The following is a 21,108-nucleotide window of genomic DNA, read 5'->3' on the forward strand; positions in this document are numbered from 1 at the left end:
ACACTGACGGCGTGCCGGGTATCGGACGGGATCCGAGGGGGCCGGGGGAGTTGACTTTCCCTACCGGCCGGTAACAGACTGCTGGTTACTACAAGTAACATGCGCGTGCGCCGCCGCTGGAGGGGACATGGCCGAGTTCACCATGGAGCTCAACGAGGAACAGAAGGAAGTCCGTGACTGGCTCCACGGCTTCGCAGCCGATGTGATCCGCCCCGCGGCCGCCGAGTGGGACGAGCGCGAGGAGACACCCTGGCCGGTGATCCAGGAGGCCGCCAAGGTCGGCATCTACTCCCTCGACTTCTACGCCCAGCAGTACTTCGACCCCACCGGCCTCGGCGTCCCCACCGCCATGGAGGAACTGTTCTGGGGCGACGCCGGCATCGCCCTGTCGATCGTCGGCACCGGTCTCGCCGCCGTCGGCGTCCTCGCCAACGGCACCGAGGAGCAGATCGGCACCTGGATCCCGCAGATGTACGGCGACGCCGACGACGTCAAGCTCGCCGCCTTCTGCTCCTCCGAGCCCGACGCCGGCTCCGACGTGGCCTCCATGCGCACCCGCGCGGTGTACGACGAGGCCAAGGACGAGTGGGTGATCAACGGCACCAAGACCTGGGCGACCAACGGCGGCATCGCCAACGTGCACGTCGTCGTCGCGGTCGTCGACCCGGAACTCGGCTCCAAGGGTCATGCCTCGTTCATCATCCCGCCGGGCACCCCCGGCTGCTCCCAGGGGCAGAAGTTCCAGAAGCACGGCATCCGCGCCTCGCACACCGCCGAGGTGATCCTGGACGACGTGCGCGTCCCCGGCTCCTGCCTGCTCGGCGGCAAGGAGAAGCTCGACGAGCGCCTCGCACGTGCCCGGGAGCGTGCCGGGCAGGGAAGTGAGAAGGTGAAGAACGCCGCGATGGCCACCTTCGAGGCGTCCCGCCCGGCCGTCGGCGCCATGGCGGTGGGCACCGCCCGCGCCGCCTACGAGGTCGCCCTGGAGTACGCGCAGACCCGCGAGCAGTTCGGCCGTCCGATCATCGACAATCAGGGCGTCGCCTTCCAGTTGGCCGACATGCGCACCCAGATCGACGCCGCCCGCCTCCTGGTGTGGCGTGCCTCCTGGATGGCGGTCAACGGCAAGCCGTTCACGGCGGCCGAGGGGTCGATGTCGAAGCTGTACGCCAGTGAGACGGCCAAGAAGGTCACGGCCCAGGCGATACAGATCCTCGGCGGCAACGGCTACACGCGCGAGTATCCGGTGGAGCGGATGCACCGGGACGCCGCTATCTACACCATTTTCGAGGGCACGAGCGAGATCCAGCGCCTGGTCATCGCCCGCACCCTGTCGGGCATGCCCATCCGCTGAGTCCCGGCCGCGAGGAAGTCGCGAGCAAGACCGCCGGCGGCCCGGCGGTGTGATTCACGCCGCCGTAAGGCGGGGCCGTCACACCGCCGGGGCAGGCCGGGTTCCGCGGTCCCGGCTCCTGGGGGACGATCGTGGGGAGCCGGCCGCACGACCGACCGGCCGACCGACGCGACGGAGGCCGCTATGACGCGCACGGCCGGGGAACTGCTGGAGACGATCACGCGGGAACTGGCCCCGGACCCGCGGTCCAACCCCCTCGTGCCGCTGATCGCGCGTGGGGAGGCCGACCGGGACACCCTGGCCGCGCTCGCCCTCGAGCAGCACCGGGTGATCCCCGCCGACCGCCGGGCGTTCCGGCATCTGGCGGACAGGTCCGCGGACCAGCCGCGGGCCGCCGCGTACTTCACCGCCCTCGCCGAGGGTGAGGCGTCGGCGGCGCGGCGACTGGACGCCTTCGCCGCGGCGTGCGGAGTGGGCGGCGACCGGGCAGGGGCGTACGACCCCCTGCCGGGCTGCCAGGCGTATCCCGCCTACATCGCCTGGCTGGCCCTCAACGCCGCACCCGCCGACGCCGTCCTGGCGGTGACCGCCAACTTCTCGGCGTGGGGCGGCTACTGCGCCACCATCGCCGAGGCACTGCGCACCCACTACGGCTTCACCGACGAGGCCTGCGCGTTCTTCGACTCCTTCGCCGAACCGGCCCCGGTCCTGGACCGGACGGCCACGGAAGCGGTCCAGGCCGCCCTGGACGCGGGCCGCCTCGACGAGAACCGTGCCCGGGAGTACGGTCATCTGCTGCAGAGCTACGAGGCGTTGTTCTGGAGGACGCTGCTGCGGCCCGTCTGACCCCGTCTGACGGAGAGCGACGGCCTCACACCGCCGTACCGTTCAGGGCGTGCTCCCGCTGCTGTGGGCGATGCAGGCCACGTCGATCCGGTCGGCCAGCTTCGCCAGCTCGATCGTGAGCGCGGCCACCGTGTCCTCGTCGAGCCGGTCCTCCCCGGTCTCCACGAGCCGCAGCCACCGCCCGCCCACCGTACGCAGCAGTTTGCTCACGTCCGCCGCGGTGACCTGCAGGGTACCGCGGTCGTCGACGATCAGAGGCAGAGTCACTTCGCGGTTCACAGTCCGGATCGTAGTCGTGGGAACGTCACGCACCGTGCCAAACCGTGGTGATGTTGCAGAACTCGCGGATTCCGTGCCCGGACAGCTCACGTCCGTACCCGGACCGCTTGACCCCGCCGAACGGGAACGCCGGATGGGACGCCGTCATCCCGTTCACGAAGACGCTGCCCGCCTCCAGATCCCGGACGAACCGGTCGACCTCGGCCTCGTCACGCGTCCAGACGTTCGAACTCAGGCCGAACAGCGAGTCATTGGCGATCAGTACCGCCTCGTCCAGGTCCGCCGCCCGGTACAGCGTGGCGACCGGGCCGAAGGCCTCCTCCCGGTGGACGCGCATCTCCCGGGTGATCCCGGTCAGAACGGTCGGCGGGTAGTACCAGCCGGGCCCGTCGGGCCGCTCACCACCGCACAGCACGCCGGCCCCGGCGCGTACGGCGTCGTCGACCAGTTCCTCCAGGTCGGTGCGGCCCTGCTCGCTGGAGAGGGGGCCGACATCCGTCTCCTCGTCCATCGGGTCGCCGGTCCGCAGGGCCCGCATGCCCGCGGTGAAGCGTTCGGCGAAGGCGTCGTACACGTCCGTGTGCACGATGAAGCGTTTGGCGGCGATGCAGGACTGCCCGGTGTTCTGCACCCGCGCGGTGACCGCGACCTCGGCGGCCCGGTCCAGGTCCGCGGAGGGCATGACGACGAACGGGTCGCTGCCGCCCAGTTCCAGCACCGTCTTCTTGATCATCTCCCCGGCGGTGGAGGCGACCGCCCGCCCCGCGGGTTCGCTGCCCGTGAGGGTGGCCGCCTTGACCCGCTCGTCCCGCAGGATCTCGTCGACCGCGGCGGAGCCGACGAGCAGCGTCTGGAAGCAGCCCTCGGTGAAGCCCGCCCGGTGGAACAGGTCCTCCAGGTACAGAGCCGTCTGCGGCACGTTCGAGGCGTGCTTGAGCAGGCCCACGTTGCCGGCCATCAGCGTGGGCGCCGCGAACCGTACGACCTGCCACAGCGGGAAGTTCCACGGCATCACGGCGAGTACCGGGCCGAGCGGCCGGTAGCGCACCAGGACCCGGGAGGCGCCGGAGTCCTTCACGTCGGAGGCGTCGGGTTCCTCGTCGGCGAGGAGTTCCGCCGCGTGATCGGCGTACCAGCGCATCGCCTTGGCGCACTTGGCGGCCTCGGCACGGGCCTGCTTGACCGGCTTGCCCATCTCGGTGGTCATCACCCGGGCGATGTTCTGCCGGTCCTCGTCGAGGAGGTCGGCGGCCCGGTGCAACAGGCGGGCACGCTCCTCGAAGGGCGTCGTCCGATACGTACGGAACGTGGCCTCCGCGAGCTGGAGCCGGCGCTCGATCTCTTCCTCACCCATGGCCTGGTACGTCTTGAGCGTCTCGCCGTTCGCCGGATTCACCGTTGCGATGGGCATGGCTGGCCTCCCTCGGGACGGGCTGTGCTTCTCGACCTTCCCGCGCCGCGGTGGGCGTCGCAACGCGGAAGGGCTCCTCAGGGCGAGTGCTCCGCCAAGCGGTCGAGAAACGCCGTCTGTGCCGTGACGACCAACTCCCGGGCCCGGTCCAGGGCGAACCACTCCACCCGGTCCAGCTCGGGGAACTCCTGGATCCGCCCCGACCTCGGCGGCCACTCCATCTCGAACGTGCCGGGCACGGCCGTCGCCGGGTCGAGGTCGGCCTCGACCGCCCAGACCGTGACGGTCTTGCCGCCGGACTGCCGGACCTCACCGAGCGGTACGGCCTCCCCGTCCGGGGGCGGCAGCCCCAGCTCCTCCCGGAACTCGCGGCGGGCCGCGTCCCAGGCCGGCTCGCCGGGGTCGTACTCGCCCTTCGGTACGGTCCAGGCACCGGCTTCCCGGCGGGCGAAGAACGGGCCGCCCATATGCCCGAGCAACACCTCGAGCCCGTGACCGGTGCGCCGGAACACCAGCAGGCCGGCGCTTCGGGCACCCGTCACGGCCGTACCCCGGGGTGCGCGGCGAGCAGCGTCTGGACCATGTCCGCCTCCTGGGGGCGCTTGCCCTCGCGGTAGCGGACCACGCGGGCGAAGCGGAGGGTGGTGCCCATGCGGCCATGGTGCTACGGGGGCGGGCGCTCCACACCCCGGCCGCGTTCGACGGTCACCCGCCCACGGCGGCGTCCAGGCGGGACATCAACAGATCCCCGACGATCGCGGCCGCCGCGCGGTAGCCGCCGCTCGCCGCGTGGACGACCTGCTCGGAGAAACCGATCGCGTTGCCCGCCGCCCAGACGCCGGGCACCGAGGTCAGACCGGTCGGGTCGACGACCGGGTACGCGCCGAACGGGGTCTCGTTCATCTCCGCGCCCAGCCGCTCCAGCAGGCCCGTTTGCGGCACCGGGCGCGGCCCGACGAAGAGCACGGAGCGGGCGTGGACGGAGCCGTCAGCGAGGCGGACGCCGGTGAGCCGGTCGTCCTCGACCACCAGTTCCGCGACCTCACCGGGCACCACGTCGACCTCGGCGGCGGCCAGCCGGCGCAGGTCCTGGTCGGACAGCTCCGCCTCGGCGACCCGGTGCAGGAAGAAGGTGACGTCCTTCGACCACTGGGACACCATCAGCGCCTGGTGCACGCTCGTCGCGCTCGACGCGAGCACACCGAACGGCTCGTCGCGCACCTCCCAGCCGTGGCAGAACGGGCAGTGCAGCACGTCCCGCCCGAACCGCTCGGCGACCCCGGGGACCGCGGGCAGCTCGTCCTTCAGCCCGGTCGCGACGACCAGCCGCCGGGCGCGCACGGTGCGTCCCGCCTCCAGTACGACGGTGAAGTGCCCCTCCTCCTCGGTGACGTCCGTGGCCCGGTCCCGGCAGAGCTCCACGCCGTAGCGGGAGATCTCCTCCCGGCCGAGCGCCAGGAAGTCGGCCGGTGGGATCCCGTCCCGGGACAGGTAGCCCTGCATGTGGGCCGAGGGAGCGTTGCGCGGCTCACCCGCGTCGACGACCAGCGTCCGCAGGCGCGCCCGGCCGAGCACCAGCGCGGCGGACAGCCCTGCCGTACCACCGCCCACGACGACCACGTCGTGGTTCGCGTGGTTCTCGCGGCTTGCCTGGTTCTTGTGGCTCTCGTCTTTGTGTGTCTCGTCCATCGTGACCACCTCCACGACGACGGTCGCCCAGCTGCTGCCGGATTGACAAACGACTTTGCCGGTCCTGCAATATCGGTATGACCACGGATGACGTTCTCGCGGATGTGGGCCCCCGGCTGCGGCGGATCAGGAAGGAGCGGGAGGTGACGCTCGCCGCGCTGTCCGAGGCGACCGGCATCTCCGTGAGCACTCTCTCCCGGCTGGAGTCCGGACTGCGCAAACCCAGCCTGGAGCTGCTGCTGCCGATCGCCCAGGCCCACCAGGTGCCGCTGGACGAACTGGTCGGTGCGCCGCCGGTCGGTGATCCGCGCGTCCGCTCCGAGCCGATCCGGCGTGACGGCCGCACCCACTGGCCGCTCACCCGCCAGCCCGGCGGGCTCCAGGCGTACAAGGTGCTCGAACCACAGCGCAGGCTCGAGCCGGAACCCCGCACCCACGAGGGCTACGAGTGGCTGTACGTGCTGTCCGGCAGGCTGCGGATGGTGCTCGGTGAGCACGACGTGGTGCTGACGGAGGGGGAGGCGGCGGAGTTCGACACGCGCGTGCCGCACTGGTTCGGGTCGACGGGGGAGGGGCCGGTGGAGTTCCTCAGCCTGTTCGGCCCGCAGGGGGAGCGGATGCACGTACGGGCACGCCCCAGGCGGCCGTGAGGTGAGCGACGGTTCCCTGTCGGCAAGCGACCGCTTAGTATGCGAGGGACCCGGTCAGGCGGACACGACGTTCACAGTCCCGTGGAGGCTCCCCATGCAGGCATGGCAAGTGCACGAGATCGGCGAGCCGGGCGAGGCCATGCGCCTCACGGACGTGGCGCGGCCGGCGCCCGGCGACGGTCAGGTCCTGCTGAAGGTGCGCGCCGCGAACATCAACTTCCCGGACGCGCTGATGTGCCGGGGCCAGTACCAGGTCAGGCCGCCGCTGCCGTTCACCCCGGGCCTGGAGATCTGCGGTGAGACCGAGGACGGGCGCCGGGTGATCGCCAACCCCGCGCTGCCGTACGGCGGGTTCGCCGAGTACGCCGTCGCGGACGCCGCCGCGCTGCGGGACGCCCCGGACGCGCTGGACGACGCCGAGGCCGCCGCCCTGCACATCGGCTACCAGACCGGCTGGTTCGGGCTGCACCGCAGGGCCGGTCTGGAGGCCGGCGAGACCCTGCTCGTGCACGCCGCGGCGGGCGGTGTCGGGAGCGCGGCCGTGCAACTGGGCAAGGCCGCGGGCGCCACCGTCATCGGCGTGGTCGGCGGCGCCGCGAAGGCGGCCGTCGCCCGTGAACTGGGCTGCGACGTGGTGATCGACCGGCGTGAGCAGGACGTCATCGCCGCGGTGAAGGACGCCACCGGAGGCAGGGGCGCCGACGTGATCTACGACCCGGTCGGCGGTCAGGCCTACGCCCAGTCCGCCAAGGTCGTCGCCTTCGAGGGCCGCATCGTGATCGTCGGCTTCGCCAGTGGCACGATCCCCAGCCCGGCGCTGAACCACGCCCTGGTGAAGAACTACTCGATCCTCGGCCTGCACTGGGGCCTGTACAACACCAAGAACCCCAAGCTGGTCCAGCACTGCCACGAACAGCTCACCGACCTGGCCGCACGCGGTGCCGTCAAGCCACTGGTGAGCGAGCGCGTGCCGCTCGCCGGCGCCGCCGACGCCGTGCAGCGGGTCGCGGACGGCGTCACCACCGGACGCGTCGCCGTGCTGCCCGTACCGCAGAACGGAGCCGCGGCATGACCGACGCCACCGAACTGAGGCGCCGCACCCGGGAGTTGCTGGCCGCACAGCTGCCCACCCGTCTCCCGCCACCACCCTCGACCGAGGGCCCTGCGGGCCCGCCCCCCTCGTCTGCCGACACCGACCGCCTCGACTTCCTGCGCGCCCGCTTCGACGCGGGCCTCGCCTGGGTGCACTACCCCGAGGGGCTCGGCGGACTCGGCGCCCCGCGATCCCTCCAGGCCGTCGTCGACGCCGAGCTGGAGGCCGCCGGGGCACCCGACAACGACCCGCGGCGCATCGGCATCGGGCTGGGCATGGCGGCACCGACGATCCTGCAGTACGGCACGGAGGAGCAGAAGCGGCGCTTCCTCCGTCCGCTGTGGACCGGCGAGGAGGTCTGGTGTCAGCTGTTCAGCGAGCCGGGCGCCGGATCCGACCTGGCCGCCCTCGGCACCCGGGCGGTCCGTGAGGGCGAGGACTGGGTGGTCGACGGGCAGAAGGTGTGGACCTCCAGCGCGCATCTCGCCCGCTGGGCCATCCTCATCGCCCGCACCGACCCGAACGTGCCCAAGCACCGGGGCATCACCTACTTCGTCTGCGACATGACCGACCCCGGTGTCGAGGTGCGGCCGCTGCGCCAGATCACCGGCGAGGCCGAGTTCAACGAGGTCTTCCTCACCGGCGTCCGCATCCCCGACTCCCACCGCCTCGGCGAGGTCGGCGACGGCTGGCGGGTCGCGCGGACCACGCTCAACAACGAACGCGTCGCCATCGGCGGCACGCGGCTGCCCCGCGAGGGCGGCATGATCGGCCCGGTCGCGAGGACCTGGCGCGAGCAGCCCGAGCTGCGCACCCATGACCTGCATCAGCGCCTGCTGGGGCTCTGGGTGGAGGCCGAGGTCGCCCGGCTCACCGGCGAACGCCTCCGTCAGCGGCTCGCGGCCGGCCAGCCCGGCCCCGAAGGCGCCGGGTTGAAGCTGGGCTTCGCCCGCCTCAACCAGCAGATCAGCGGCCTGGAAGTGGAACTCCTCGGCGCGGAAGGCCTGTTGTACGACGACTGGGCCATGCGCCGCCCCGAACTGGTCGACTTCACCGGCCGCGGGGCCGGCTACCGCTATCTCCGCTCCAAGGGCAACAGCATCGAGGGCGGGACGAGCGAGGTCCTGCTGAACATCGTCGCCGAGCGCGTCCTGGGGCTGCCGTCCGAGCCGCGTACCGACAAGGACGTCGCGTGGAAGGACCTGCCCCGATGAACACGACGAACACGACGAGCACGACGCCCCTGGAGGATCCGCAGCCCGACCTGCTCTACTCGGAGGAGGAAGAGGCGCTGCGCGCCGCCGTCCGGGACCTGCTCACCGACCACTGCGACGCGGCCGGGGTGATCTCCCGCGCCGAGTCGGACACCCCGCACGACCTGGCACTGTGGAAGTCGCTCGCCGACGGCATGGGCCTGGCCGGTCTGCTGGTGCCCGAGGACCGCGGCGGCCAGGGCGCCACCCACCGGGAGGCCGCCGTCGTACTGGAGGAGCTGGGGCGGGCCGTCGCCCCCGTGCCCTACCTGACCAGCGCCGTCGTGGCCACCGAGGCGCTGCTGGCCTGCGCGGACGGGGAGGACGTGCTGGCCTCCCTGGCGTCCGCGCGCCGGATCGGCGTCCTCGCCGTCGGACTGCACACCGCGCCCGGCGCGTCCTTCACCACCGCACGCGTGACGGACGGCGCACTGCACGGCGAGTTGACCGGCATCGCCGACGCCGCCGTGGCTGACGTGCTGCTTGTACCGGCGGACGACGGCGGGTTGTACGCCGTCGAGGCGGCCGCGGCCACCGTCACCGGTCAGACGTCCCTGGACCTCACCCGCCCCGTCGCCACGGTCGTCCTCGACGGCGCTCGGGGACGCAGGCTGGGCGACGCCGAACCCGCCGTGCGACGGGCCCTGCGAGCCGGCGCCGGACTGCTGGCCTCGGAACAACTCGGGCTCGCCGACTGGGCGTTGACGGAGACCGTCCGCTATCTGAACGACCGCAGGCAGTTCGACCGGCCGGTCGGCGGTTTCCAGGCGCTCAAGCACCGGCTCGCCCAGCTGTGGCTGGAGGTCGTCAACCTCCGTGCGGTGGCCCGCAACGCCGCTGCCGCCCTGTCCGCCGGCCGGGACACCGATGTGGCTGTCGCCGTCGCCCAGGCCTACGCGGGACAGGTCGCCGTCCACGCCGCCGAGGAGGCACTGCAACTGCACGGCGGCATCGGTATGACCTGGGAGCACCCGGTCCACCTGTACCTGAAGCGGGCCAAGGCCGACTCCGTCGCCTACGGTACGGCGGGCGCCCATCGCGAGGCACTGGCCGAACTGGTCGACCTCCGGGCACCCTGAGGCGCCGTCACAAGCCCGGTCCTGGTCGAAGGAGCCCGCCCTTCATGGGGGGCGGGCTCCTTCGCGTGCCTGGTCCCGGTGAGGTGAACGCGTGACGGCGGATCGGCCAACTCCCCGCACAGCACTGCTCTTCGGATGGGTGCCGACCCCATACTCCAGTGGTTCCGTACGGCACTTCCAGGGAGGCAGAGCATGGTCCTCACCACCCGTCGCAGAGCCCTCACCACCCTCGGCGCCGCCTTCGCGGGCTCGGTGGCCCTGCCCGGCGCCGAGGCGCTGGCCGGTGAACAGAGGCACCACCCACGTCCGTTGTGGCGCGCCCACGCCCACAACGACTACGAACACCCGCGTCCCCTCCTCGACGCACTCGACCACCGGTTCGGCAGCGTCGAGGCAGACATCTTCCTCGTGGGCGGCCAACTCCTCGTCGCCCACGACCCCGAGGACCTCGACCCGTCCCGCACTCTCGAATCCCTCTACCTCGACCCGCTCGCCGCCCGCGTGCGGGCCCATCGCGGCTCGGTGTACCGGGGACACCCGGGGCCGTTCCAACTCCTCGTCGACATCAAGACCGAGGGCGCGTCCACCTACCTCGAACTCGACCGCCGCCTGCGCCGGTACCGGCATCTGTTCACCACCTGCGCCGACGGCCGAGTGCTGCCCGGTCCGGTCACCGCCGTCGTCTCCGGGGACCGCGCGGCCCGAGCGCCCCTGGAGGCCCAACGGGTGCGGCGCGCCTTCTACGACGGCCGGCTGACCGACCTCGGCGGGCCGGCCCGGCCCTCTCTCATCCCGCTGATCAGCGACAACTGGACGCTCCACTTCACCTGGCGGGGTGTCGGCGCGTTCCCCGCCGCCGAGCGCCAAAAACTGCGGGACATCGTGGGCACCGCGCACGCGCGCGGCCGGCGAGTGCGCTTCTGGGCCACCCCGGACCAGTCGGGCCCCGCCCGGGACGCCCTGTGGGGCGAACTGGCCGCCGCCGGCGTCGACCACCTCAACACCGACGACCTCGCGGGACTGGAGTCCTTCCTCGACGCGTACCGCCCGCGGTAGACACCACACGTTCGGAGGACAGGTCAGCCGCCCGGACGAACCCTCCGCTACGCCACACTTGCGGCCGAACGCCGCGAAGCGGACGTGGCGGAGGAGGTTGACGATGGCCGTTTCCATCTCTGTGGTGCTGCTGCTCGCGGTCCTGGCGGTGATCTTCCTGCGCAACGGCGGGCTGAAGCTCTCCCACGCTCTGGTCTGCCTGCTGCTCGGGTTCTATCTGGCCAGTACGAGCATCGCCCCCACCATCCACAGCGGTCTGACCGCGACGGCGGACATCGTCAGCGGCCTGCGGCCGTAAGGCCCGGGGTCTGCCGGGCGATTCGGCGTGCTCGGCGTGCTCGGCGTTCTCAGTGGTCTCAGTGGTCTGTCACCACGTCGCGCGGCAGCACCGTGACCCGGTGGAAATTGCACCCGGCGACCGTCGGTGCGCCGGAGGGGGGCGGTGGGGCCTGATGGGCCTTGAGTGCGACGCTCACCAGGCTCAGCAGCAGGTCGACGTCGGTGGCGCAGTCCAGGTGCACCGTCACCCAACTCGACCCCGGGGTCAGCTGGATCGCGGTCGAGGCGTTCAGATCGTAGTGGAAGCGCTGAATGGCGCGGCGGGTCAGGTGGAGGTCGACGTCCCGTTCGGAGTGGAAGTGGACGATCTCTTCGCGAGCGGAGCGGAGGGCCGGTCCGGCACCGCAACCTGCCTTGCAGGCGGTGAGGTCGGGCCAGGTCCGAAGTAGCTCCATGGCTCGCTGCGCCGGTTTCATGGCCTCATAGTGACCCGCTCACCGTGCGGCAACCAGTAGTTGGGCGTTTCGTAATCGATCGGTGAGGCGGCGCACCCCTTACCCGTGATCACATCATGGCAGTCGGCCACCTCGTGACCTCCCGCGGTGACCGGTTCTGGTTCGTGCCAGACCACGGCGCCCTCGACGAGAGGCCGGCGCGGGGTCAGGGGCCAGGCCGGCGGGGCGGGTGGGCTCAGGCCCTCCCGGCGACCGCAGCCGGGTCGTCCAGAACTCCCCGGACCACCGAGTGCGCCGCACCCAGCAGGGGGCCCTCGGGGCCCAGGGCCGACACCGAGACGGGGCAGGCCGGGCCCGCCGTGCGCCGGGCCAGTTCGGAGCGGAGCGAGGGCAGCAGCCAGGGCGCGAGCCCGGACAGCGCGCCACCCAGCACGACACTCTCCGGGTCCAGGAGGTTGACCGCCCCGGTCAGTGCGATGCCGAGCGCCGTTCCCGCGTCGTGCAGGGCGCGCCGTACGGCAGGGTCGCCCTGCTCGGCGCGGCCGGCGAGCAGGCCCACGCGGTCCTCGCCCGGCTCCACGCCGGCGGCGCGCAGCACCGCCCTCTCACCGGCGTACTGCTCCAGGCAGCCGCGTCCGCCGCAGCCGCACTCCGGGCCGTCGGGCCGTACCGGCACATGCCCCAACTCGCCCGCGAAGCCCCGGGTTCCGCGCAACAGCCGCCCGTCCACGACCACGGCGGCGCCGATGCCGATCTCGGCCGACACATGGAGGAAGTCGCGTGGTGTGCCCTCGCCGAGCCAGAGTTCGGCCAGCGCCCCGCAGTCGGCCTCATTGGCCACGGTCAGCGGGAACCGTGCCGGGAGCAGGGCGCCGAGGTCGGTGTCGCGCCAGCCGAGGTTCGGCGCGCGTACGACGGTCCGGGTGTCCCGTGCCACCAGGCCCGGCACGGCCACGGTGAGCCCCGCCGGCCACAGCCCCTCGCCCTCGGCCTCGGCGACGACCCGGAGCAGGAGTCCGGTCAGCTCCTCGATCACCGGTTCGGGGGAGCGGCCGCGGTTCGGGACGTGCCGTACCGCCCGCGCCCGGACCCGCCCCCGCAGATCGACCGCGCACACCGCGAGATGGTCGACGCCGACCTCGGCACCGATTCCGGCCGGACCGCGCCCGCTGACGGCGAGCGCCGAGCCCGGCCGGCCCACGCGTCCCGGCCGCTCGGGGCCCAGTTCCTCCAGCAGGCCCGAGCGGATGAGCTCGTCGACCAGGGTGGACACCGCCGCCCGGGTCAGGCCGATGCGTGAGGCGACGGCGGCCCGGGACAGCGGCCCCTCGGCGCTGACGGTGTGCATCACCCGCGAGAGGTTGCGGCGCCGCATGCCCTGCTGGGTGTCGGGCAGCGCGTGCCCCGGACCGGGCGGGGGCGGCACCCGACCCGAGCCGGCCGGGCGGGCCTCGTACAGCGGTGCGCTCATGCCTCCGTCAGTCCTCGGTCGGTTCTGTCATGGTGTGGCCGGGGCCGGTGTTCGCCGGCGAAGGCCTCAGCGGGTGTCCGTGCCCCGCTCCAGGAGCGGGGCCGCGCCGGAGAGTACCCCGGCGATCCCGGCCAGCGTCTCCTCGTCCCGTTCCACCGGCTCCAGCACCTGCCCCGCCGCCGTGTCCCAGCGGCGGGCGACCGCGGCCGGGTCCTCCCCGGTGAGCAGGCCGGCCGCCTGCGCCGCCGCACCGAGCGCCACCAACTCCCGCGCCTCGGGCACCTGCACGGCCCGACCCGAGAGCCGTCGTACGGTCTGCTGCCAGGCCGTGCCCCGGGCGCCGCCGCCGATCAGCAACAGGGGCGCCGACGGGTCGGCGGCCTTGTCCTTCTCGTCCTCCCCATCCTCACCGACGACGCGGTCGAGCGCGCCGAGCAGGGAGTGCACGGCACCGTCGTAGGCGGCCTGGAGCAGCTGACCGCCGGTCGTGTCATGGCGCAGCCCGTGCAGCAGGCCGGACGCGTTCGGGAGGTTGGGGGTGCGCTCGCCGTCGAGGAAGGGCAGGAACGTGATGCCGTGGCCCGGTTCGACGGCCTCGCGGTCCAGGCCCAGCAGGGTCGCGACCCGGTCCACGGCGAGCGTGCAGTTGAGCGTGCAGGCGAGCGGCAGCCAGTCGCCGCGCGCGTCGGCGAAGCCCGCCACGATGCCGGTCGGGTCGGCCGGCCGGCGCCGCGACACCGCGTACACCGTGCCCGAGGTGCCGAGGCTCATCACCGGGGTACCGGGCCGCACACCGAGGCCCAGCGCGGCGGCCGCGTTGTCCCCGGTGCCGCACGCCACCAGAGTGCCCTTGGAGAACGGCAGGTCGGAGTGGGCGCGCACGGTCCCGGCGACCTCTCCGGGCCGCACGACACGGGGCAGCAGGGCCGGGTCGAGCCCCACATGCGCGAGGATCTCCTCGTCGTACGACTCGGTCCCGGAGGCCCACCACCCGGTGCCGGAGGCGTCGCCGCGGTCGGTGGTGCCCTGACCGGTGAGCCGTCCGGTGAGGTAGTCGTGGGGCAGCCGGACGGCCTTGGTGGCGCGGACCGCATCCGGCTCGTGCTCTGCCAGCCAGGCCCACTTGGTGACCGTGAACGAGGCGGCCGGCACGCTTCCGGTGCGCTCGGCCCAGAACTTCGCGCCGCCCAGTTCCCCGGTCAGCCGGCGGGCCTGCGGCGCGGAGCGCACGTCGTTCCACAGCAGCGCCGGACGCACCGGCTCGCCCCGCTCGTCCAGGGTGACCAGCCCGTGCTGCTGGCCGCCGAGCGACACCGCGGCGGCCTCGTGCGCCGCCTGCCCGCACTGGCGCAGCGCCTCGCACAGGGCGTCCCACCACTGGCGCGGATCGCTCTCCCGGCCCGCCCCCGAGGTCACCGTGTGCGGAGCCTGGCCGCTCGCGACGACCCGTCCGGTGGCCGCGTCGACGACCAGCGCCTTGGTGGACTGGGTGGATGTGTCCACGCCGACGACGAGCGGACCCTCGGCTGCTGACATCGGTCTCTCCCTCTTCCGCGGTTCAGCGGGGTGACTCTCTTCCCAGAGCTGCTCCCGCATACTAATTTGTAAATCGCCATGACGAAATAGCCTCAGCGAGCAAGGAGCCACGGCATGAACTACCGGCCCACCCCCGAGGACAAGTTCACCTTCGGCCTGTGGACCGTCGGCTGGCAGGGACGCGACCCGTTCGGTGACGCCACCCGGCGTGCCCTCGACCCGGTCGAGTCGGTGCGGCGCCTGGCCGAGCTGGGGGCTCACGGCGTCACCTTCCACGACGACGACCTGATCCCCTTCGGCTCGAGCGACAGCGAGCGCGAGGGACACATCAAGCGGTTCCGGCAGGCGCTGGACGCCACCGGCATGAAGGTGCCGATGGCGACGACCAACCTCTTCACCCACCCGGTGTTCAAGGACGGCGCCTTCACGGCCAACGACCGCGACGTGCGCCGCTACGCGCTGCGCAAGACCATCCGCAACATCGACCTCGCGGTCGAACTCGGTGCCCAGGTGTACGTGGCCTGGGGCGGCCGTGAGGGCGCCGAGTCCGGCGCCGCCAAGGACGTACGGGTCGCCCTGGACCGGATGAAGGAGGCCTTCGACCTGCTCGGCGAGTACGTCACCTCGCAGGGTTACGACCTCCGCTTCGCCATCGAGCCGAAGCCGAACGAGCCGCGCGGGGACATCCTGCTGCCCACCGTCGGCCACGCCCTCGCGTTCATCGAGCGCCTGGAGCGGCCGGAGCTGTACGGCGTCAACCCCGAGGTCGGCCACGAGCAGATGGCCGGGCTGAACTTCCCGCACGGCATCGCGCAGGCGCTGTGGGCGGACAAGCTGTTCCACATCGACCTCAACGGCCAGTCCGGCATCAAGTACGACCAGGACCTCCGGTTCGGCGCCGGTGACCTGCGTGCCGCGTTCTGGCTGGTGGACCTGCTGGAGTCGGCCGGCTACAGCGGCCCGAAGCACTTCGACTTCAAGCCGCCGCGGACCGAGGACCTCGACGGGGTGTGGGCCTCGGCGGCGGGCTGCATGCGCAACTACCTGATCCTCAAGGACCGCGCGGCGGCCTTCCGTTCCGACCCCGAGGTGCAGGAGGCACTGCGCGCGGCCCGCCTGGACCAGCTGGCGGAGCCCACGGCGGCCGACGGCCTCCAGGCACTGCTCGGCGACCGGTCGGCCTTCGAGGACTTCGACGCCGACACCGCCGCCGAGCGCGGCATGGCCTTCGAGCACCTCGACCAGCTGGCGATGGACCACCTGCTGGGCGCCCGGGGCTGAGCCCCGGACCTCCCGGGGCTCGGGGGCCCGGGGCGGTGTGAGTGCGGCCGGCGTGCTGCTTCGCGCGGCGGCCGCGCTCACACGGGAGCGCACGGCTCGGTCTCCGCGCGCGGAGCGTGCCGCGGGCTCGGCCCGTGCCCCGGCTCCGTGTCGAATTCCGTGCGGGACGCTCGCGTCAGGAGCGCGTCCGAGGCGACCATGGCCGGTATGGCCAAGCCACCGGTACCGCCCCAGCCGCCCGGCCCGCCGGGTGACACGCCGCCCCCGGGCGGCGGCTTCGGACCACCCTCGTACGGCGGCGCACCTCCGCCGCCGAACCCGCCCCCGCCGTCCTTTCCGCCTCCGCCCTCCGATCCGCCGCAGGGTCCGCCCGGCGACGGAGGCGGAGGGGGACGCGGTCCCGGCGGGCGCAGGAACCTCCTGCTCATCGTGCTCGCGGCGATCGTGGCCGTGGCGGCCGTCTCCGTGATCGTGCTGATGGCGTCGGAAGGCGACGACGACTCGCCGGACAAGGAGCCCGCCGGGAGCAGCACGGGCACCGGCGGCCGGCCCGACCCGTCCCTGGTTGCCCCCTCCGAACTGCCCGGCGGTCCGGAGAGCCTGCTGCCGTCCGGTTTCCCCACCGGGCTGCCGTCGGGCTTCCCGAGCGAACTGCCCAGCGGTCTGCCGACCGATCTGCCCAGCGGTCTGCCCAGCGGGCTCGAGTCGCTCCTTCCGTCCCTGGACGAGGCCGGGTTGCGCTGACCCGGATCGGGCGCGTACGCGGTGTCTCCCGGGGAGGCTGCTTCAGGGCGTTCTCCCGGCGTGGAGCTCCGCCCTCGCCGAAGCCAGGGCCGTCGCCGGGTCCTGGGCGGCACCTCCCGCCGGGACCCAACGGCCGCGCTCCTTGCGGTACGGCCACCAGCGGCCGTCGCGTCCCAGCCGCAGCTGCACCGGCGCGCCGACGACGGTCCAGCGGTTGGCACGGGCCCGGAACACCGGCCGTTCGTCCTCGTCACCCTCGGCCCAGGCCGACTCGAGGGCCGCACGCGCGCGGGCGAGCGCTTCGGTGTCCACCGTCCACTCCTCGTCGAGCACGGCCAGCGCCGCCGCACCACCCTGGCGCCAGGCCCGTACGGCCACGGCCAGCCCTTCCCGGCCACGCCCCGAACCGGTGGCGAGCCGGTCCGCCACGGCACGCGCCGGGTCACCGGCGGCCAGCCGCACCGCGTCCTGAGCCACCGTCGGATCCGGCTCCACCGGCTGCCGTTCATGCCCGTCCCGGATCGCCTCCGCGAGCAGGTGACGGGCCTGCGCGGAGGTCCGCGCGGCGAGGAACTCCAGGGCGGACGGGTCGATCCCGGCGGGAGGCGGCCCGTCCGTGTCCAGTGACGGAGGCACCCCCGGTGCCGCGGGGAGCGGGGGAGCGTCGGGCAGCCCCGGCCGGATGCCGCCCGCCGCGAACGCCTCGGCCGCGTCCACGCCCTCCGGCTGGGACTGCTTTCCCGCGCGTGCCCCGGCACGCGACTGGAGCGCGTCCAGCAGGGCCCGTTCACCGCGTCCCCGCACCAGGAACAGGACGAACGGGTCCTGGTCCAGCAGCAGGGCCACCTGGTAGCAGAGCGCCGCCGTGTGACCGCAGTGGTCCCAGGCCCCGCAGCCGCACTCCGGCTCCAGATCGCCCAGGCCCGGCAGCAGTTCGACCCCGGCCAGCTCCGCGTCCTCCACCAGGTGCGGCGGCATCTCCCGGTCGAGCAGCGCCGCCACATGTCCGGCCCGTTCGACGGCCATGCCCAGAAAACGGTCCCACTGCTCGTCGGACAGCTCCTGGAGCAGGACGTCCGCCCGGTGCGCCGTGCGGTCGCGGTCCTGTACGACGGCCGTGATGCGTCCCGGACGCACGGACACCGCGCCGACCGCTCCCGCGCGGGCGAGCCCGCGACCCGCCTTGAGCTGCTGGATGTCCAGGGCCGTGCCCTCCAGCGCCGTCAGCCAGGCCCGACCCCACCAGGTCTGCGCGAAACCACGCCCCCGCGCGGGAGGCGGCGCGGCGAACGTCCGCTCCGTCCCGGCGGCTTCACCGTCGGCCGCGTGACCGTCGGCGTCGTGGCCGTCGGTCTCCGCACCGTCGTACCGGTTCATCGTGCTCCCCCTCGCAGTTCCACCAGATCCGCCAGTTCGGCGTCCGTCAGCTCGGTGAGCGCCGCCTCCCCGGAGCCGAGCACCGCGTCCGCCAGTTCGCGCTTGCGGACCAGCAGTTCGGCGATGCGGTCCTCGATCGTGCCCTCGGCGATCAGCCGGTGCACCTGTACCGGCCGGGTCTGGCCGATGCGGTACGCGCGGTCCGTCGCCTGCGCCTCGACGGCGGGGTTCCACCAGCGGTCGTAGTGCACGACGTGCTCGGCACGGGTGAGGTTCAGCCCCGTGCCCGCCGCCTTCAACGACAGCAGGAAGACCGGGACCTCGCCGTCCTGGAAACGCCGCACCATCGCCTCGCGCCCGGCCACCGGCGTGCCGCCGTGCAGGAACTGCGACGGCACGCCCCGTGCGGCGAGGTGGCGCTCCAGGAGACGGGCCATCCGCACGTACTGCGTGAAGACCAGCACCCCGGCCTCTTCGGCGAGCACCGTGTCGAGGAGCTCGTCCAGCAACTCCAGCTTCCCGGACCGCCCCGCGAGCACCGGACGGTCCTCCTTGAGGAACTGCGCCGGGTGGTTGCAGATCTGCTTGAGCCCGGTCAGCAGCTTCACGATCATTCCCCGTCGCGCCATGCTGTCGGTGCCGGAGATCTCGGCGAGGGCCTCCCGTACCACGGCCTCGTACAGCCCCGCCTGCTCCTGGGTGAGCGACACCGGATGATCCGTCTCCGTCTTCGGCGGCAGCTCGGGCGCGATCCCCGGGTCCGACTTGCGGCGGCGCAGCAGGAACGGCCGTACCAGCCGGGCCAGTCGTTCCGCCGCGGCCGGGTCCTGTCCGCCCTCCACGGCGTCCGCGTACCGCCTGCGGAAGGTGCCGAGCCGGCCGAGCAGGCCGGGCGTCGTCCAGTCCAGGACGGCCCACAGCTCCGAGAGGTTGTTCTCCACGGGGGTGCCGGTGAGCGCCACGCGTGCGCGGGCGCCGATGGAGCGCAGCTGCCGGGCCGTCGCCGCGTACGGGTTCTTCACGTGCTGGGCCTCGTCGGCGACGACCATTCCCCAGGACACCTCGGCGAGCCGGGGAGCGTCCAGCCGCATGGTGCCGTACGTGGTGAGGACGAACTCGCCCTCGGCCAGGTCGTCCAGCGAGCGCCGCGCACCGTGGAAGCGGCGTACCGGCGTACCGGGCGCGAACCGTTCGATCTCCCGCTGCCAGTTGCCCATCAGGGAGGTCGGGCACACCACGAGGGTGGGGCCGGCGGACGCGGGGTCGGACTGCCGGTGCAGATGCAGGGCGATCAGGGTGATGGTCTTGCCGAGGCCCATGTCGTCGGCGAGGCAGCAGCCCAGGCCCACGGACGTCATGTGGGCCAGCCAGTTCAGCCCGCGCCGCTGGTAGTCCCGCAGTGTGGCGGCGAGGGCCGTCGGCTGTGCGACGGGCTCCTGTGCCTCGGGGTCGGCGAGCCGGTCCCGCAGGGCCGCCAGCCAGCCGGTGGGCCGCACCTCGATCCGGTGGCCGTCCACCTCCACCGAGCCGGTCAGGGCGGCCCCGAGCGCGTCGACGGGCTTCACCTCGTGGTCCTGGCGCGCGCGGGCGCGGAGCACCTCCTGCGGGTCGAGCAGCACCCACTGGTCGCGCAGCCGCACGACAGGACGCTTGGTCTCCGCGAGCTGGTCCAGCTCCGCGCGGGTGATGTGCCGGCCGCCCAGGGCGAACGACCAGTCGAAGGCGAGCAGTGCGTCGGCCGACAGGAAGGACGGTCCCTGAGAGGCGCCCGCGACGCCGGGCCGCCCGGGGCCCCGCTCGTCGTCGGCGGGACCGATCTCCGCGCGGGTGATCAGTTCGCGGGTCAGCTCCCTCGGCCAGTGCACGTCGACGCCGGCGCCGGCGAGCGCCCTGGTGCCCTCTCCGAGGAGCTCGGTGACCTCCTCGTCGGCGAGTTCGACCGCGTTCGGCACGGTCGCCGACAGCAGGGGGGTGAGCGGGGCCCAGGCGCGGGCGGCGCGGCGGAGCGCGAGCAGCGTGTCCATCCGGGCGCGCGGTCCGAAACCGCCGTCCGAGCTGTCAGTGCTGTCAGTGCTGTCAGGGCCGTCCGTGCCGTCTGCGGGTCCGGCCCACACGTCGGTGGCGTCCGCGACGAGCGCGGGGTCGCTCACACTGTGGACCTGGAGCACTGCTCGGAACGTGGCGTTCGCGCCGTCGCCGTCCGTGGTGTCGCCGGTGTCGCCGTCCATGGCGGCGTCGTCCCGGGTGGCCGAGGGTGCCGTCAGGTCTGTGAGCTCCGTCAGGCCGTGCACCTCGACGCGCAGCGACAGACGTACGCCGGCGTCGTGGCCCGCCGCGACGTCGGCGGCCCAGTCGCGCAGTTCGGGCAGTTGCTGTCGCTGTGGTACCGCGTAGGCGGGGGTGCCGGTGACGAGGGGTGCGGCGGGGGAGCGGGGCAAGGTGTCGGCGACCGCGTCGAGGAAGGAGCGCAGCAGCCGTTCGGGATCGGGCAGGCGCAGCGGCCCCGGGCCGTCCACCGGCAGGGCGTGCGCCTCGGGCGGCATCGCGGCGGCCAGCCGGCGCACCGCCTCGGTGTCCTCCGCGCCCAGCGGCCCCGTGCGCCAGGCGTCGTGGCCGGCCGGGGACAGCCCCGGCAGCAGCAGACCGCGCGCCACCAGGCCCAGGGCGTGCACGGCGGCAGCGCCCCAGAACACGGTGGCAGGGTGCCCTTCGTCGCGTGTCCGTGCTCGGGTGAGGACGGGCAGCGCGGCGCGCACCGGCAGCAGTGCCGCCGGGACGCTCACCGTCTCCACCCCGGTCTCGCAGGGAACGACGACGGTCAGCTCCTCGACCGACGCCGCGTCCATGTCAGGGGGAGCCGCCCCGTCGGGCCGCCAGAAGGCGACCCGGCCGATGCGGGCCGGGTCACCGGGTACGAATACGGCTGAACAGTGGGCCAGTTCGGCGTACTGAGCGGGAGCGTGCGGCGGGGGAGGCGTCTGCGCGACGATGGCGGAGTCCTTGCTTCATCGATTCATCAAACTTGACTAGTCATGTCGGAGTCGCCGAGGGTACAGCACGATCGGGGGCGTGCGGGTGTGCCCGGGTGGTGAACTGGGTCACCAGGGATGCGTGGTCGTCCTCCGCCCCGAAGCGTCGGATCGTCGACTCGGCGACGAGCCGACGGTGGCCCTCAGGGAAGCCTGGGGGTCGAACCTCAGGGATGTCTCAGGGTCGCGGTCGGAACCGCCGAAGGCGCGGGCCCGTTTTCAAGAA

At 73.0% G+C, this 21,108-nt stretch carries 19 protein-coding genes; 10 read left to right on the plus strand and 9 right to left on the minus strand.

Going from position 1 to position 21,108, the window contains the following annotated elements:
* The first annotated feature begins 127 nt into the window (after positions 1-127).
* Together AC6F7H_RS29830 and AC6F7H_RS29835 are read left to right on the plus strand one after the other, a co-directional pair.
* On the plus strand, positions 128-1,354 hold the full coding sequence (locus tag AC6F7H_RS29830; protein WP_500760499.1) for an acyl-CoA dehydrogenase family protein: 1,227 nt from the start codon (positions 128-130) through the stop codon (positions 1,352-1,354).
* Positions 1,355-1,537: 183 nt separating this feature from the next.
* Entirely contained in the window at positions 1,538-2,200 is a 663-nt protein-coding gene (locus tag AC6F7H_RS29835; protein ID WP_500760501.1) for a TenA family protein, read from the plus strand.
* 42 nt (positions 2,201-2,242) lie between these two features.
* On the opposite strand, the gene AC6F7H_RS29840 is transcribed toward AC6F7H_RS29835, so the two are convergent.
* The 4 genes from AC6F7H_RS29840 to AC6F7H_RS29855 form a co-directional block, all read right to left on the minus strand.
* Entirely contained in the window at positions 2,243-2,479 is a 237-nt protein-coding gene (locus tag AC6F7H_RS29840; protein WP_500760503.1) for a DUF6213 family protein, read from the minus strand.
* Positions 2,480-2,504: 25 nt separating this feature from the next.
* Positions 2,505-3,890: an NADP-dependent succinic semialdehyde dehydrogenase gene (locus tag AC6F7H_RS29845; protein WP_500760505.1), complete on the minus strand. Its 1,386-nt coding sequence runs from the start codon at positions 3,888-3,890 to the stop codon at positions 2,505-2,507.
* Positions 3,891-3,967: 77 nt separating this feature from the next.
* On the minus strand, positions 3,968-4,432 hold the full coding sequence (locus AC6F7H_RS29850; protein ID WP_500760508.1) for an NUDIX hydrolase: 465 nt from the start codon (positions 4,430-4,432) through the stop codon (positions 3,968-3,970).
* Between the two features lie 163 nt (positions 4,433-4,595).
* Positions 4,596-5,594 (minus strand): NAD(P)/FAD-dependent oxidoreductase, encoded by a 999-nt coding sequence (locus AC6F7H_RS29855; RefSeq protein WP_500760510.1) that lies wholly within the window; start codon positions 5,592-5,594, stop codon positions 4,596-4,598.
* Positions 5,595-5,656: 62 nt separating this feature from the next.
* Here AC6F7H_RS29855 and AC6F7H_RS29860 point away from each other — a divergent pair, with 62 nt between their 5' ends.
* From AC6F7H_RS29860 to AC6F7H_RS29885, 6 genes are all read left to right on the plus strand, one after another.
* On the plus strand, positions 5,657-6,229 hold the full coding sequence (locus tag AC6F7H_RS29860; protein WP_500760512.1) for a helix-turn-helix domain-containing protein: 573 nt from the start codon (positions 5,657-5,659) through the stop codon (positions 6,227-6,229).
* 94 nt (positions 6,230-6,323) lie between these two features.
* On the plus strand, positions 6,324-7,301 hold the full coding sequence (locus AC6F7H_RS29865) for an NADPH:quinone oxidoreductase family protein (protein WP_500760514.1): 978 nt from the start codon (positions 6,324-6,326) through the stop codon (positions 7,299-7,301).
* Entirely contained in the window at positions 7,298-8,536 is a 1,239-nt protein-coding gene (locus AC6F7H_RS29870; protein ID WP_500760516.1) for an acyl-CoA dehydrogenase family protein, read from the plus strand. Before AC6F7H_RS29865 ends, AC6F7H_RS29870 begins: the two co-directional genes overlap by 4 nt.
* Complete coding sequence (locus AC6F7H_RS29875; protein WP_500760518.1) at positions 8,533-9,654, plus strand: acyl-CoA dehydrogenase family protein; 1,122 nt, start codon at positions 8,533-8,535, stop codon at positions 9,652-9,654. Before AC6F7H_RS29870 ends, AC6F7H_RS29875 begins: the two co-directional genes overlap by 4 nt.
* A 192-nt stretch (positions 9,655-9,846) precedes the next feature.
* On the plus strand, positions 9,847-10,710 hold the full coding sequence (locus tag AC6F7H_RS29880; protein WP_500760520.1) for a phosphatidylinositol-specific phospholipase C/glycerophosphodiester phosphodiesterase family protein: 864 nt from the start codon (positions 9,847-9,849) through the stop codon (positions 10,708-10,710).
* A gap of 103 nt (positions 10,711-10,813) precedes the next feature.
* The gene (locus AC6F7H_RS29885) at positions 10,814-11,008 is read left to right on the plus strand and encodes a hypothetical protein (RefSeq protein WP_109380715.1); all 195 of its coding nucleotides are present in this window, start codon (positions 10,814-10,816) and stop codon (positions 11,006-11,008) included.
* 58 nt (positions 11,009-11,066) lie between these two features.
* On the opposite strand, the gene AC6F7H_RS29890 is transcribed toward AC6F7H_RS29885, so the two are convergent.
* The 3 genes from AC6F7H_RS29890 to xylB form a co-directional block, all read right to left on the minus strand.
* On the minus strand, positions 11,067-11,465 hold the full coding sequence (locus tag AC6F7H_RS29890) for a luciferase domain-containing protein (RefSeq protein ID WP_500760523.1): 399 nt from the start codon (positions 11,463-11,465) through the stop codon (positions 11,067-11,069).
* A 214-nt stretch (positions 11,466-11,679) separates the two neighbouring features.
* Positions 11,680-12,915: an ROK family protein gene (locus tag AC6F7H_RS29895; RefSeq protein WP_500760525.1), complete on the minus strand. Its 1,236-nt coding sequence runs from the start codon at positions 12,913-12,915 to the stop codon at positions 11,680-11,682.
* 66 nt (positions 12,916-12,981) lie between these two features.
* On the minus strand, positions 12,982-14,451 hold the full coding sequence (gene xylB, locus AC6F7H_RS29900) for a xylulokinase (protein WP_500760527.1): 1,470 nt from the start codon (positions 14,449-14,451) through the stop codon (positions 12,982-12,984).
* A gap of 114 nt (positions 14,452-14,565) precedes the next feature.
* Here xylB and xylA point away from each other — a divergent pair, with 114 nt between their 5' ends.
* The gene (gene xylA / locus AC6F7H_RS29905; RefSeq protein ID WP_500760529.1) at positions 14,566-15,732 is read left to right on the plus strand and encodes a xylose isomerase; all 1,167 of its coding nucleotides are present in this window, start codon (positions 14,566-14,568) and stop codon (positions 15,730-15,732) included.
* Positions 15,733-16,161: 429 nt separating this feature from the next.
* Entirely contained in the window at positions 16,162-16,476 is a 315-nt protein-coding gene (locus AC6F7H_RS29910; protein ID WP_500760531.1) for a hypothetical protein, read from the plus strand.
* 42 nt (positions 16,477-16,518) lie between these two features.
* Here the strand turns inward: AC6F7H_RS29910 and AC6F7H_RS29915 are convergent, their stop codons facing one another.
* Entirely contained in the window at positions 16,519-17,853 is a 1,335-nt protein-coding gene (locus AC6F7H_RS29915; RefSeq protein WP_500760534.1) for an SWF or SNF family helicase, read from the minus strand.
* On the minus strand, positions 17,850-20,843 hold the full coding sequence (locus AC6F7H_RS29920; protein ID WP_500762133.1) for an SCO1167/SCO6262 family helicase: 2,994 nt from the start codon (positions 20,841-20,843) through the stop codon (positions 17,850-17,852). The genes AC6F7H_RS29915 and AC6F7H_RS29920 overlap by 4 nt, the downstream gene beginning before the upstream one ends.
* Between the last annotated feature and the right edge of the window lie 265 nt (positions 20,844-21,108).

The organism is Streptomyces sp. MMS24-W38, assembly GCF_059889265.1.